The sequence below is a fragment of the Mycobacterium sp. Aquia_213 genome (assembly GCF_026625985.1).
Classification (GTDB): domain Bacteria; phylum Actinomycetota; class Actinomycetes; order Mycobacteriales; family Mycobacteriaceae; genus Mycobacterium.
Map to the genome: position 1 here is coordinate 5,040,408 of NZ_CP113116.1, position 14,680 is coordinate 5,055,087.

9 protein-coding genes are annotated in these 14,680 nt (G+C 67.7%); 1 reads left to right on the forward strand and 8 read right to left on the reverse strand.

What is annotated here, in order from left to right; translation table 11 throughout:
• Positions 1 to 34: 34 nt before the first annotated feature.
• From LMQ14_RS23420 to LMQ14_RS23430, 3 genes are all read right to left on the reverse strand, one after another.
• Positions 35 to 3,520: a DNA-directed RNA polymerase subunit beta gene (locus LMQ14_RS23420; protein ID WP_420714560.1), complete on the reverse strand. Its 3,486-nt coding sequence runs from the start codon at positions 3,518 to 3,520 to the stop codon at positions 35 to 37.
• A gap of 446 nt (positions 3,521 to 3,966) precedes the next feature.
• Positions 3,967 to 4,977, reverse strand: coding sequence for an ABC transporter ATP-binding protein (locus tag LMQ14_RS23425; RefSeq protein ID WP_267732019.1), 1,011 nt, complete (start codon positions 4,975 to 4,977; stop codon positions 3,967 to 3,969).
• 174 nt (positions 4,978 to 5,151) lie between these two features.
• On the reverse strand, positions 5,152 to 6,666 hold the full coding sequence (locus tag LMQ14_RS23430) for a carotenoid oxygenase family protein (protein WP_267732020.1): 1,515 nt from the start codon (positions 6,664 to 6,666) through the stop codon (positions 5,152 to 5,154).
• A 95-nt stretch (positions 6,667 to 6,761) separates the two neighbouring features.
• On the opposite strand from LMQ14_RS23430, the gene LMQ14_RS23435 reads away from it, so the two are divergent.
• Complete coding sequence (locus LMQ14_RS23435) at positions 6,762 to 7,436, forward strand: TetR/AcrR family transcriptional regulator (protein ID WP_267732021.1); 675 nt, start codon at positions 6,762 to 6,764, stop codon at positions 7,434 to 7,436.
• Between the two features lie 49 nt (positions 7,437 to 7,485).
• On the opposite strand, the gene rplL is transcribed toward LMQ14_RS23435, so the two are convergent.
• The 5 genes from rplL to LMQ14_RS23460 form a co-directional block, all read right to left on the reverse strand.
• Positions 7,486 to 7,881, reverse strand: a complete 396-nt coding sequence (gene rplL, locus LMQ14_RS23440; RefSeq protein WP_085222909.1) for a 50S ribosomal protein L7/L12 — start codon at positions 7,879 to 7,881, stop codon at positions 7,486 to 7,488.
• A 33-nt stretch (positions 7,882 to 7,914) separates the two neighbouring features.
• On the reverse strand, positions 7,915 to 8,538 hold the full coding sequence (rplJ, locus tag LMQ14_RS23445; RefSeq protein WP_267732022.1) for a 50S ribosomal protein L10: 624 nt from the start codon (positions 8,536 to 8,538) through the stop codon (positions 7,915 to 7,917).
• 326 nt (positions 8,539 to 8,864) lie between these two features.
• On the reverse strand, positions 8,865 to 9,770 hold the full coding sequence (locus LMQ14_RS23450) for an ROK family protein (RefSeq protein ID WP_267732023.1): 906 nt from the start codon (positions 9,768 to 9,770) through the stop codon (positions 8,865 to 8,867).
• 6 nt (positions 9,771 to 9,776) lie between these two features.
• Positions 9,777 to 10,394, reverse strand: coding sequence for a DUF7158 domain-containing protein (locus LMQ14_RS23455; protein WP_267732024.1), 618 nt, complete (start codon positions 10,392 to 10,394; stop codon positions 9,777 to 9,779).
• Entirely contained in the window at positions 10,391 to 14,560 is a 4,170-nt protein-coding gene (locus LMQ14_RS23460) for an NEW3 domain-containing protein (protein ID WP_267732025.1), read from the reverse strand. The genes LMQ14_RS23455 and LMQ14_RS23460 overlap by 4 nt, the downstream gene beginning before the upstream one ends.
• Positions 14,561 to 14,680: the final 120 nt, after the last annotated feature.

Here is a 14,680-nt window from a genome sequence, read left to right on the forward strand (position 1 = left end):
GTAACTCCCTTTCCCCTTGCGGGTTTAGTAACTATTAAGCGAGATCCTCAACGGACGCAGATTCATTGCGGGACAGGTTGATTCCCAGGTTCGCAGCGGCGCGCTCCAGGTCTTCGTCCTCGCCCTCGCGCAGTTCGATCGCCGCACCATCCGACGACAAAACCTCAACGTTGAGGCACAGCGACTGCAGTTCCTTGAGCAACACCTTGAACGACTCGGGAATACCCGGCTCGGGGATGTTCTCGCCCTTGACGATCGCCTCGTACACCTTGACCCGGCCGACAGTGTCGTCGGACTTGATGGTCAACAGCTCCTGCAGCGTGTAAGCGGCACCGTAGGCCTGCATGGCCCAGCACTCCATCTCACCGAATCGCTGTCCACCGAACTGCGCCTTACCACCCAACGGCTGCTGGGTGATCATCGAGTACGGACCGGTGGAACGGGCGTGGATCTTGTCGTCCACCAGGTGGTGCAGCTTCATGATGTACATGTAGCCAACGGTCACCGGGTACGGGAACGGCTCGCCACTGCGGCCATCGAACAGCCTCGCCTTGCCGTCCGCGTTCACCATGACGTCGCCGTCGCGGTTGGGCAGCGTGCAGGACAACAGACCCTGCAGCTCCTCCTCCTTGGCACCGTCGAACACCGGAGTCGACACCGTCTGGTCCGGCGCAGCGTGCCGCAGACCCTCCGGCAGGTTCGCCGCCCACTCGGGCGCACCCTCGATGTTCCAGCCGGCCTTGGCCACCCACCCGAGGTGGGTTTCCAGGATCTGGCCGATGTTCATCCGTCGGGGCACACCGTGGGTGTTCAGGATGATGTCCACCGGGGTGCCGTCCGGCATGAACGGCATGTCTTCGACCGGCAGGATCTTGCCGATGACGCCCTTGTTGCCGTGGCGTCCGGCGAGCTTGTCACCGTCGGAGATCTTGCGCTTCTGGGCCACGTAGACGCGGACCAGCTCGTTGACACCGGCGGGCAGTTCGTCGTCGTCCTCGCGTGAGAACACCCGAATACCGATCACCTTGCCGGACTCGCCGTGCGGCACCTTCAGCGAGGTGTCGCGGACCTCACGGGCCTTCTCACCGAAGATCGCCCGCAGCAGCCGCTCTTCCGGCGTCAGCTCGGTCTCACCCTTCGGGGTGACCTTGCCGACCAGGATGTCGCCGTCACGAACCTCGGCACCGATCCGCACGATGCCGCGCTCATCCAAGTCGGCGAGCACCTCGTCGGAGACGTTCGGGATATCCCGGGTGATCTCCTCGGCGCCCAGCTTGGTGTCGCGGGCATCGATCTCGTGCTCCTCGATGTGGATCGAGGTGAGCACGTCCTCCTCAACCAGGCGGTTGGAGAGGATGATCGCGTCCTCGTAGTTGTGGCCTTCCCACGGCATGATCGCCACGAGCAGGTTCTTGCCGAGTGCCATCTCACCGTTTTCGGTGCAGGGACCGTCGGCGATCACCTGTCCGGCCTCGACCCGGTCTCCCGCGTCGACGATCGGCGACTGGTTGGCGCAGGTGCCGTGGTTCGACCGGGCGAACTTGCGCATCCGGTAGGTGTGCCGGGTGCCGTCGTCGGCCATCACGGTGATGTAGTCGGCGGACACCTCCTCGATCACGCCGGCCTTGTCGGCCACCACCACATCGCCGGCGTCGATCGCGGCGCGCAGCTCCATACCGGTACCGACCAGCGGCGCCTCGCTGCGCACCAGCGGAACCGCCTGGCGCTGCATGTTGGCACCCATCAGGGCACGGTTGGCGTCGTCGTGCTCGAGGAACGGAATCATGGCCGTGGCCACCGACACCATCTGGCGCGGCGACACGTCCATGTAGTCGACCTCGGACGACGGCACGTACTCGACCTCGCCCGCCTTCCGGCGAACCAGAACGCGCGACTCTTCGAACCGGCCGCTCTCGTCGATCGGCGAGTTGGCCTGCGCCACGACGTGGCGGTCCTCCTCGTCGGCGGTCAGGTACTGGATCTCGTCGCTGACCACACCGTCGACCACCTTGCGGTACGGCGTCTCGATGAACCCGAACGGGTTGACCCGCGCGTACACCGACAGCGAACCGATCAGACCGATGTTCGGACCCTCAGGGGTCTCGATCGGACACATCCGGCCGTAGTGCGACGGGTGCACGTCGCGGACCTCAAGGCCCGCACGCTCACGCGACAGACCGCCCGGCCCCAGCGCCGACAGGCGGCGCTTGTGGGTGAGCCCGGACAGCGGGTTGTTCTGGTCCATGAACTGCGACAGCTGGCTGGTGCCGAAGAACTCCTTGATCGCGGCAACGACCGGCCGGATGTTGATCAGGGTCTGCGGCGTGATGGCCTCGACGTCCTGCGTGGTCATCCGCTCGCGGACGACCCGCTCCATCCGGGACATGCCGACCCGGATCTGGTTCTGGATCAGCTCACCGACGGTGCGCAGACGGCGGTTGCCGAAGTGGTCGATGTCGTCGGTCTCCACCGGAACCTCGGCACCGCCGGGAACCGTCATGGTCGGCTGGCCCTCGTGCAGGCGCACCAGGTACTCGATGGTGGCGACGACGTCCTCTTCGGTCAGCGTCGACGACGTGATCGGCTTGCCGACGTTCAGCCCGAGCTTCTTGTTGACCTTGTAGCGGCCGACGCGGGCCAGGTCGTAGCGCTTCTCCTTGAAGAACAGGTTCTCCAGCAGGGTCTGCGCGGACTCCTTGGTCGGCGGCTCGCCCGGACGCAGCTTCCGGTAAATGTCCAGCAGCGCCTCGTCGGTGCCGGCGGTGTTGTCCTTCTCCAGCGTCGACATCATGATCTCGGAGAAGCCGAACCGCTCGTGAATCTGCTCGTTGGTCCAGCCCAGCGCCTTGAGCAGCACGGTGACCGGCTGACGACGCTTGCGGTCGATGCGCACACCGACGGTGTCGCGCTTGTCGACGTCGAACTCCAGCCACGCACCGCGGCTCGGAATCACCTTGACGCTGTGCAGCAGCTTCTCGGTCGACTTGTCGATCGACTCGTCGAAGTACACACCGGGCGACCGGACCAGCTGGCTGACCACGACGCGCTCGGTTCCGTTGATGATGAACGTGCCTTTTTCGGTCATCATCGGGAAGTCACCCATGAAGACCGTCTGGCTCTTGATCTCACCGGTGTTGTTGTTGATGAACTCGGCCGTGACGAACAGCGGTGCCGCGTACGTCATGTCCTTGTCTTTGCACTCGTCCACCGGCGCCTTGACTTCGTCGAAGCGGGGGTCGGAGAACGAAAGCGACATCGAGCCCGAGAAGTCCTCAATCGGCGACAACTCGTAGAGCACCTCTTCGAGGCCACCGACCGGGTTGACGTCCCCGCGACCGGAGGCAATCTCGCGCCAACGCGGCGAGCCGATCAACCACTCAAAGGAGTCGGTCTGCACGTCGAGAAGCCCCGGAACCTCGAGCGGTTCGCGAAGCTTGGCGAAAGATACTCGGTCAGGTGCTCCCGGCACGGAGTTGTTAAAGCTTGAGGAGTCCGTCTTGCTCTGGCGAGAATCTGCCAAGATGCATCCTTCCAGCACCTCGTGCGACTGACGAGTACCGGGGCCACCGGACCGTTCGCCGCGATTATTTCGGTTAAAGCCGGCGAACGAACTGCTCGAGCCTCACGCGCGCAACTAAATAGCTGAGCCGCAGAGGGGGCTCAGACTAAGACCACGGTGTCTGGTGGCGGGTGAGGTGGGCAGGAAGTAGCCAGCGCAACGTCCAACAATAGCGCAGGCGCGCGCATTCCTCAACTACCCATCCAGGGGGGTCGACGCTGGCTGGCATCTCGAATTTCCCGTGGGTACATTCTGCCCAACAGATTGACCCGTACACGCCTTTTCGTCAAGAGGAAGCCGCGGCAAGTTGTCGCCGAATTCCTCCGGGTGCAGGTTCGGGCGCGCACAACTGGACCCGAACACCACGGCACGCCGTGGCGATGGGGTCCAGGGATCAGAGATTGCGACTAGTCGCCGAACTCGTGCGCTTGGTACTTGTGCGTGCCCTCGAGGTCGTCGAGGATCGCGGTCTGCGCCTTCTTGGGCAGGGTGTGCAACATCTCGCGCACCCGGGCCTGGCGCCGGGCCACCGCTTTGCGCTCCGGCATCCCCGGTGTCGCCAAGATCTGAGGCGGCACGCCCTCGATCTCCTCGGTGCCGCCGGAGTGGTGACCGGCATCGACCATGGCTTGCTCTTCGGCCATGGTCGCCTCGTCCTTCTCCTCGGACATACCGATCGGCCCGATGCGGCGGCCGTTGAGGAACTGGCGCACCACCGGCTCATCGCTGGTCAGCAGCACCTCGCGCGGGCCGAACATGACCAGGTGTTTGCGGAACAGCATGCCGATGTTGTCCGGCACCGTGCGGGCAACGCTGATGTTGTGCGTCACGATCAGGATGGTCGCGTCGATCTGCGCGTTGATGTCCAGGATCAGCTGGCTGAGGTAGGCGGTACGGACCGGGTCCAGACCGGAGTCGGGCTCGTCGCAGAGAATGATCTGCGGGTCCAAGACCAGGGCGCGGGCCAGGCCGGCACGCTTGCGCATACCACCGGAGATCTCGCCGGGGAACTTCCTCTCGTCACCGCCGAGGCCCACCAATTCGAGCTTCTCCATGACGATGTCACGGATCTCGCCTTCCTTCTTCTTGGTGTGCTCACGCAGCGGGAAAGCGGTGTTGTCATAGAGATTCATCGAGCCGAACAGCGCGCCGTCCTGGAACAGCACCCCGAACAACGTGCGGATCTCGTACAGCTCCTTGGCCGAGCATTCGATGATGTCGGTGCCGTCGATGACAATCGAGCCACGTTCCGGACGAAGGAGGCCGATCAAGGACTTCAAGAACACGGACTTGCCGGTACCCGACGGGCCCAGCAAAACGCTGACCTCCCCAGAAGGGATATCGAGGGTCACGTCTTCCCAAATCCTCGAGGATCCGAAGGACTTGGTCAGACCGCTGACCTCAATAGCGACGCCCATAGGGAATCCTTCCGTCGACGCATGCTGCCACCTGCCCCTTTGTGTGGCATGAGTCACTGTAGCGCACGCCCGGGACCACACAGCATGGTTGCACAGCACCGCCGCGAAAAATTCGCCGACCTGAGACCCACCCCTGCAGGAAGGGTAATCGCCCTGGCAGCGGCGGTAAAGCGGTCAGACGGCCGGCGCCCAGTTACCGTGGAAGCCCATCGGTACGCGCTGCGGCAAGTGCACGGTCGCAACCGACTCGAGGGTCTGGGCGTCCAGCATCAGCAATTGCCCCTCGTCACGGCCGCGGTGATAGGCGTAGCCCATCAGGACGCCGTCGTCCTCGGCACGCTGCCCGGAGCCGTTCGTCGGGTTGGGCACAAAACACATCTCGCCGAGCAAAAGGTCGGGTTCCAGCCCCGCGACGGTGCTTGATCCCGTGGCGTAGTCGTGCTTGTACAGCGCCGAGGTCATCTCGGTTGCGCCGCCGGAGAGGTAGCCCCCGTCCATCCCGACGGCGTAGCCGAACCGGTGTCGATCGCCCAGTAGCGCCTCGTCGATCCGGGGAAACTCCTGCGGACGATCGTCGCGGCGTTCGGTGGCAACCGCACCCGTGCTCAGGTTGATCGTCCAGCGATCCAGCGTCGGCCGGCTGTCGCCGGGACCGCGCAGGTCGCGGTCGAACATCCGCGCGTAGCGCACCACGTCGAGCACCAGGACCTCGGCCCCGTCGCGCATCTCCGAGTAGGCGTTGAGCGGGTGGAAGACGTAGCAGGGCTCGATGTCGAACCAACGCACGTCAGCGTTGCCGCCTTCGCGGGGCATGACCCCGATGCGCGCCGGGTAGTTGTTCTTCCAGCTGTACGGCATCTGGTTCGAGGGCTGCCGATTACGGTTGATCGCCATCATCATCGGGCTGGGAATGCGGACCCGGCCGAGCACCGACTGCACCACCAGCCGGGCCGGCGAACTCAGCCAGCGCGGCACGTTGGCCGGCGCGACCTGCATCGGGTCGAACGTCACCGGCAGGTCGTAGATCACCACGTACTTATCGGTCAGGGAGAAGTCGTGCATCATCGGCGATCCGGTCACGTCGATGTCGACGGTGCGCCGCGCCCGCCCGGCGGTGTCGATCACCGAGTACTGCACGGAACGCCCGCGCCCGAAGCAGTAGGACACCGCGTGCAGTTCACCGGTGTGCGGATCGCGGTGCGGGTGGGCGGTGTAGCCACCGAACAGTGTCCCGTCGAAGTCACAGGGACCGACGGTGTCCAGGTCGTCGGTGAGTTCGTAGTTGGCACCACCACCCTCGACCAGCGCCAGCGTCCGCCCGGCGTGGGTCAGCACGTTGGTGTTGGGTTTGACCGACAGCATCCCGGCACGCGGATCAAGCACCGCGGGCTCGGGTTCGCCCAGTGCGGCGCAGGTCGGCGCGCTGCGGACCCAGCGGTTGCGATACCAGCTCGCCTTGCCGTCGCGCAGCGCCAGGCCATGCACCATCGCGTCGCCGGTGAACCAGTGATAGGTGGCCGCGTCGACCTCGGCGGCCGGGTTGGGCCCATTGCGCAGGTAGCGCCCGTCCAGGTGTTCGGGGATGTGGCCGGTGACGGCTAGGTCGGTCGCGGTCACTTCGGTGTGCACCGGCGCCAGGAAGCCCTCCAGGTACGGGTTTCCGATTGTGGGGGTCTGTGTGGAAGTCATGGGCTGAACTCCTATAACATCGTTATTTCAGCGTTATTGTGACGGTACGCCGGTGATGAGAAGATGGCAAGGCCTCGACGGAGATGGTTGGAGAGATGACTTCGGAAGTTCAGCGCAGTGTGCGCGAGGAAATGCTGCACGCCGCGGTCGACCTGCTTGATAGCGACGGCCCGGATGCCTTGCAGACCCGCAAAGTGGCCAGCGCCGCGGGGACCTCGACGATGTCGGTGTACACCCACTTCGGCGGGATGCAGGCGCTGATCGCCGCCGTCGCCGAGGAGGGGTTGCGACAGTTCGACGAGGCCCAAACGGTGCCGCAGACCGCCGACCCGGTCGCCGATCTGTTCGTCACCGGCGCCGCCTACCGCCGCTACGCCATCGAGCGCCCACACATGTATCGCCTGATGTTCGGCAGCACCAGTGCGCACGGCATCAACGCGCCGGCCGGCAACGTCCTGACGCTCACGGTCGCCGAGATCGAGCAGCACCACCCCAGCTTCGCGCACGTGGTGCGGGTGGTGCGCCGGTGCATGCTGGCCGGCCGGATCACCACGGGCGCCGCCGACGACGACGCGTGCGTCGTGGCCACCGCGGCCCAGTTCTGGGCGTTGATCCACGGGTTCGTGATGCTCGAGCTGGCCGGGTACTACGGGGACGACGGCTCGGCCGTCGCGCCGGTGCTCAACGCGATGACCTCGAATCTGCTTGTCGCCCTGGGAGATACAGCCGAACGGGTGGCACAGTCGGTGGGGTCGGCGTACTCCGGCTGAACACACGAAACCCCCGGGACCAGGGTCCCGGGGGTTTGCGCGAGTTGAACTACTTGACGGTGACGGTCGCGCCGGCGGCCTCGAGCTTGCCCTTGGCTTCCTCGGCGGCTTCCTTGGCGACCTTCTCCAGCAGCGGCTTGGGTGCGCCGTCGACCAAGTCCTTGGCCTCTTTCAGGCCCAGGCCGGAGACGATCTCACGGACGACCTTGATGACGCCGATCTTCTTGTCACCGGCGGCCTCGAGGATGACGTCGAACTCGGACTGCTCCTCGGCGGCCTCAGCGGGCGCACCACCGGCGGCGGCACCACCGGCAGCGGCAACGGCGACCGGGGCGGCCGCGGTGACCTCGAAGGTCTCCTCGAACTTCTTCACGAAGTCCGACAGCTCGAGCAGGGTCATTTCCTTGAAGACGTCGAGCAGGTCATCGGTAGAGATTTTTGCCATGGTGTGGGTCCTTCCTTGTTTTTGGTTTGTGGGTTATTCGGCGTCAGCCGGCGTCTCGGCGGGTGCTTCTGCCTCGGCGGGTGCCTCCGAAGCGGCTGCTTCGGGAGCGGGTTCTGCGGCCGGGGCCGCTGCGGCAGCCGGTTCGGCCGCCTTCTTCTCCTGCAGGGCGGCCGCGAGGCGGGCGAACTGCGAGACCGGCGCGTTGAACAGGCCGGCGGCCTTGGCGAGGTTGCCCTTCATGGCACCGGCCAGCTTGGCCAGCAGCACCTCGCGGGATTCCAGGTCGGCGATGCGCTCGACCTCGGCCACCGTCAACGCGTGGCCGTCCATGTAGCCACCCTTGATGACCAGCGCCTTGTTCTCCTTGGCGAAGGTCTTGATGGCCTTGGCGGCGTCGACGGGTTCGCCGCTGACGAACGCGATGGCCGTGGGGCCCGCGAACAACTCGTCGAGACCCTCGATCCCCGCTTCCGAAGCGGCGCGCTTGATCAGCGTGTTCTTGGCCACGGTGTAGGTAGCCGAACCCGCGAGCGAGCGGCGCAGCTCGGCCAGGTTGGCGACGGTCAGACCGCGGTATTCGGTGATTACGGTCGCCGTCGAGGCGCTGAACTGCTCGACAATGTCCGCAACGGCGGTGGCCTTGTCGGCTTTGGCCATGCATACCTCCTCAATGAAACTCAGTGAAAGACGTGCGTCGGTGATCACCCGAGGAACGACGAACGCCCCGGCGCAGGAAGCGGCACGGGGCGTTGGGATACACCGGCGCGAGCGCCGGCGGTAATGCCTCGTCCTCCTGCGTGGGCCGCCGGGATGTTCCCGGACCTTCGACCGATTGCTCGGTGACCGACGGTCTTCGGTGGATCGGCACCAAGGATAGCGTGATACCACGCGGTCAGCCAAAACGGCGGATCTCAGGTGACGGCCACGCTCGGCAGAGCCAAGAGCGATTGGGGCCGAAAGCATATGCAGCGCAGCGCGGTTGGCTACAATCCCGCAAGACGGGCCGCGCCGACCAGGCCGGCCTCGCCGCCCAGCTCTGCGGGCACCACACGCAGGCCAGACAGAAAATCAAGCCCGGCATAATCGGCCAGCACCGCGCGCAGCGGGTCGAAGAGCAGCCCACCGGATTTGGCGACTCCACCCCCGATGATCACCAGGTCCAGATCGCACACCGCCGCCACCGAGGCGATCATGGCCGCGAGCCCGGTGGCCCCCCGGTGGAACGCGCGCAGCGCGATCGCATCCCCGGCCGCCGCCGCGGCGGCCAGCTCCCGCGCGCCGGCACCCGGCGGTGCGGACCAGCCGTTGGCCCGCGCCCAGCGCACCAGCCACGGCCCGGCCGCAACCGTCTCGACGCAGCCGCGACCTCCACACGCACACCGCTCGCCGCCCTCTTCGACCACCACATGACCGACATGTCCGGCATTGCCACTGCGCCCGGTGTAGGGCACGCCATTGAGCACCAATCCGCCGCCCACGCCGGTGGACACCACCATGGCCAGCAGAAAGCCCGCACCCCGTCCCGCGCCGTGCCAATGCTCCCCCAGTGCCATGCATACGCCGTCGCCGCCCAGCCGCACTGGCACGCCCGGTACGGCGGCCACCACCCGATCCCGCAGCGGAAACCCTTGCCAGCCTTTGATATTGATCGGGCTGACGGTTCCGCTGAGCAGGTCGATGGGCCCGGCCGAAGCGATGCCCACCGCACGGACAGCACCGCCGGCCACGCCCAACGCTTCGGCGATCATCGCGGCGACCACGTCCCACACCTGTTCGGCCGTAGCGCCCGCCGGGGTGGGCCGGATCGCGGTGTGCACCAGCGTGCCCTCCGAATCGGCAAGGCCCGCAGCGATTTTCGTGCCACCGATGTCCAGGCAGAGGGTAAGCATGGCCGATCAGTGCCGATGGGTGTTGTCGGGTTGACGGGGGTCGCCGGGATGCTCGTAGCCCGCCGCGAGCTCGACCAATGCGGCCCGCCGAGCGTCAAGCCACAGCCGGAAGGCGCGACGTCGCGCGGCGGCGTGCAGGTGCTCGGTGACCGCGGGCCGCACCTGCGCCAGCGGCGGCCCGGCGCACGACGGCGCCCGCCAGCCGTGGCGGTCGGGGCGCAGCGGGGCGAACCGCAGCGGATTGCGGGCGTGATAATCGGCGACCTCGTGATCGCTGACCCGGACCGTCGCGGTCACGTCGACGAACAGCGCGCGCGCCCGCGGGTCCGCCAGTGCCGCCGCGGCCACGCTGCCGATCTCCAGCCGGGCCGTCACGTCGGGCAGCAGCTGCGCCTCGGTCGGGGCGTCGCGCACGGTCAATCCGCGAGCGGCCACCTCGGCGGCGACGACGCGTTCGGTCACCAGGAGTTGGGTGAGCCAGCGTCGCAGTTGGCGGCCCTCGCTGGTGCCGCGCGCAGGCAACGCGGCCGCGCGGGGGCCGCTGCGCAGTCGGGCCTCGGCGGCGTCTACCTCCTCGACCGCGACGGGTGTGCCCGCGACGCTGGCAACCGAGTGCATGCTCATGTCACGGTCACCTTCACCACCGGCGAGTAGACCAGCCGTCCCGCGCAGCCGACCCGAATCAGGGCCCACCACTGGCCGGGTTCCAGCCACGCGGGAGGGCTGACGTCGAAGCCGAGCTCGACGGTGCCGCGGGCCGGCAGCACCGCGCCGAGCGAGGCCGGCCCGATCCACTCCCAGGTGCCCCAGGGGCTGATCAGATGGGCCTCGGCCGACAGGTCCGCCGCGGCATTGCTGCCGATCGTCACGGCGACCCGGGCCGTCTCTCCGGCGCGCAGCGCGATCCCGTCGGGCCCGTCGACGAGGTAGATCAGTTCGGCATCCGGGTCCGCTCCGACGTCGACGATGCTCACGTCCTCGACCGTCTGCCGCCAGGCGGCCGGGACCTGATCGCCGGTGATGCGCAACTGCGCCCGAATCGGGTAATGGCCGGGCTCGGCATCGGCCGGGATCCCCAGCACCACGTCGGCCTCCCGGTGCTCGCCGGTGCCGAGCGTGAACGGCAGCTCGGCGGGGCTCGCCGACCAGCCGTCCGGACACGACAGCACGACGACGCCCTGCAGCTCGGCGTCGGTGCAGTCGCTGACCGCGGTGAGCCGCAGCGTCAGCTCGCCGCCCGGCTCGGTCACTCGCTGCGGGTGCAGGTGTGCGACGGCCGGCAGCCCGCCCAGTGGCGCGGGGCCGCGATTGTGCAGCCAGTACCGCGCGTACAGCGGCTGGGCGATCTCGGCTTCCGGGCCCAGCGCGGTGGGCTCGTCGAATGCCTTGGGGATCTTGAGCCGGGCCAGCACGGTAGCGATCTGGTAGCCGTGCAGCTCGATCGATCGCTTGCGCGCCTGCGGCGTTTCCAGCAGATCGGCGAGCTGCAGCGCGCCGAGCTTGCCGAGCGTCGAGCCGATCTTCACCCGAGCGCCGGCACCGGTCGATTCGACCAGCCGCAGCGCCACGGCGCCCGGGTCGACGGGCTCGGCGCGACCGGCCGCCAGCGGGTTGCCGGCCGCCTTGAACGCCCCGAGGTGCACGGTGTCGGCGGGCTCGACGTGCAGCAGCGACCCGGTGGGCGCCAGGTTGCCTCGCCGCCGATCCGGGAAGACGGCGTGCAGTGGATGGGAGAACTGCGCGCTGCGGGCCGGGATCTCGGCGTGCCGCCAGTCGCCGTCGCCGCAGGCGAGCGCGTAGTCGAAATGGTGTGTCCAGTGCTGGAGTTGGAAGTTCGAGCCGTCGGGCGCGGTGCGGCGTGGTTCGTCGATCCAGGTGCCGGACGGCCAGCCGGTGCAGGACCGCAACAGCGCGGTGTGCAGCGTGCCCTCGCTGTCGACGGCGAAGCTCGGCACGCCGCGGTTGAGCAACGCCACCGTGCGGGATTCGAAGTGTTCGGCGCCCGCCGCGGCCTGCTGGGAGACGGCGATCTCGGCATCGTCGAGATCGGCTGCCACCGAAGCGATTTCGGCGTCCAGGCGCTTCTCGTCGGTGCCGTCGATCACCAGCACGGGCAGCGCGCGCGCCGCGCGCAGGTCGGCGCCGGGCACCCAGGCCGCCGCCAACGGCGTGGCCGCGGGCACCCACACCCGGGCCCGGCCCCGCTTCGCCAGCTGGCGTTCCAGTTCTTTCGCGTACTCCGGATCGGCCTCGGCCAGCACCGCCTTGGTGAAGGCGTTGCGGTCGGGGCCGCCCAGCGCGATGCGGACATCGGGCAGGTTGGAGTCGACGTCGAGGTTGCCGTAGCGCGGTTTGTCGGCGCCGCTGCAGGTGGCCGTGACACCGGCGCGGACCAGCGCGACCATCAGTTCGCGCGCCAGCGGACCGGACAACGCTTCCGACGGCGACACCACCTCGGCCACGGTTATCGCGCGAATATCCTCGTCTCCCAATCGAATACGTGCCGCAGACGATAGTCCGAACCAGCTGTAGGCCGGGTTGTCCAGTGTCCACGGCAGGTGCTCGGTGTTCACGGAGCCGGCCCCGTCGTGCAACAACGCGAACCCGCGGCCGACGACGGCGTCGCCCACCTCGCTGACCGGCATGGCGCCCGGTACCGGACACGGCCAGCGCAGCCGCAACAGGCGGTCCTCTCCGGTGAAGTCGTCGATCGTGGTGCGGCAGTCCACCCGCCCCACGCCGTTCCACAGCGTCAGGGTCTGGGTGTAGCGCAGCAATTCGCCGATTCGCCCCTGCACGACGAGCCGCTGACCGAGCGGTCCGCGGTAGGCCCGCACCTGCGCCGCCGGCGATTCCGACGAGCCCACCACCGGTCCCTTGGGCAGCAGATGCCAAGGACCCTCCCCCTGCGTCGGGTGGGCCGGGTATTCGTCGTAGACGGCGAGCTCGTTGCCCACCCGTCCGGCCGCGATCAGCTGGCGGCCGTCATGGACCAGCGACGCCACCGCCCCGCCCCGGGCTGGGTCGACCGCCAGCCGGTAGTGCTCATTTTCGATCTCGAGTCCGGGCAGCGGGTCCCAGCCGGTCGCCTCGTCCGCGGGGACCAGCCGATAGGCCCGCCAGCCCAGCGATCCGACATCGCGGGCCAGCCAGCTGACCGAGCGCCCGTCGTGCTCGACCAGCGCGGGCAGCTCGGCACCGTCGGCATCCAGCACCCGCACCCCCGCGGGCAGCGGCGGATCGATCCGGGCCGTGACGATGTCGGTGCGCGGGTGGGTCAATGCGTTCCACACCACGACGGAGTCACCTGGGCTATCGATGGCGCCGGACAGCAGCGCCAGGGAGTTGTCGCGGGCGGCGCGACCCAGCTCCCACGCGTCACGCCAGCCGGTCAGCAGATCGAGGTAGACCTGGTCGGACTCGGAGCCGGTGATCGCGTCGTGGTGCGCGCCGTAGGCCAGCTGCACCCATGCCTTGGCCAACGCGGCGTGCGGGTAGTCGGCGCCGGTCATCAGCGCGGCGAACACCGCGTAGCGTTCGGCGTCCAGCACCGCGTTTTCGGCGGCGCGGTTGGCTTGTTTGGTGTCGATGTAGGAGACGTCCTTGCCGGTGTAGATCGGGTTCATGTCGCGCGTCTGCGGCGACGGCACCGACCCCCGCTCGTCCAGCTCGGCACGCACCGCGGCGAAGAACTCCCGCGGCAGCGCACAGACGAATCGCGGCCAGGTGTAGCGGGCGGCCCAGTCGCGGTGGATTTCGGTGACCCACTTGTTCGGCGGGGTGTAGTCGGTGCCCACCGGCAACAGCACGTTGCGAGTCAACGCGACCCGCTTGAGCTGGTCGAACACCGCATACGTGGCGTCCTGCGCCTCGCCCAGCGACGCCGACGAGTCCATCCCCCAGCCCGCCCCGTAGTGCGCCGGCATGTAGTGGGTGAGCAGGCCGCGCCCGGATGGCGAAATCCATTCGAACTCGCTGCAGAACTGCATGCCCTCGACGCCGCCGGAGTGGGTCGGCCCCCATTGGTGGTGCGGTCCGCGGGCCCACGAGCTCGACGTCAGCCCGGCATCGGCGGCCATCCCGGGAAACTGCGGGTCGTGGCCGAACACGTCGAGCTGCCATGCCGTCGCCGGATCGGCACCCAACACGTCGCGCTGAAAACCAATGCCGTGCACCAGGTTTCGGATCGTCGTCTCCGGGCTGGTGAGGTTGGTGTTGGGTTCGTTGTAGGTGCCGCCCATGATTTCGACCCGGCCGTCGGCGATGAAGCGGCGCAGGTCGGCGCGGTCCTCGGGGCGGGTGTCCCAGTACGGCTTGAGGTAATCCACCTCGGCCAGCACGAATTTGTACTCGGGCTCGCGGCGGGCCATTTCCAGATGCGCGTGCACCAATTCGAAACCGTTGGTCTGCCGGCCGCTCGACGGCGGGTCTTCGCGCCACTCGCTGGTGTAGGCGCCCTGGGTGTTCCACCACACCGGGTCGTAGTGGAAATGGCTGACCATGAACATCGTCCAGCCGGGCTCGGCCACGGTGAACTCGAACGAGGCGCTGGTGTCGCCGGCGTGTACCCGGGCGGCGCGGCGCTCACCGACGACCGGCTTGCGCACGGTCACCGGGATCTCGACGGTCTCCGCGCCGATCTCGGCGAGCGCCTCACCGCGCAGGCCGTCTCCGTCGACGCGTACCGGCGTCGGCTCGGTGACCCCGCCCACGGCGATCCGGGCCAGCTGTAGCGGCGTGTCCTGCGGCCCAACGAACAGTTCGGTCGACTGCGCCGAAATCAGCTGCATGCCCGCACCTTACGTTGCTCGACTACAGACTTGTCACCCGTTGCTGCAAAGCTGGATGGGGTGACGGACCTGACCACACAACTCGCCGAGCAGCTGGATTGGCATTGGCGCGAGCAGCTA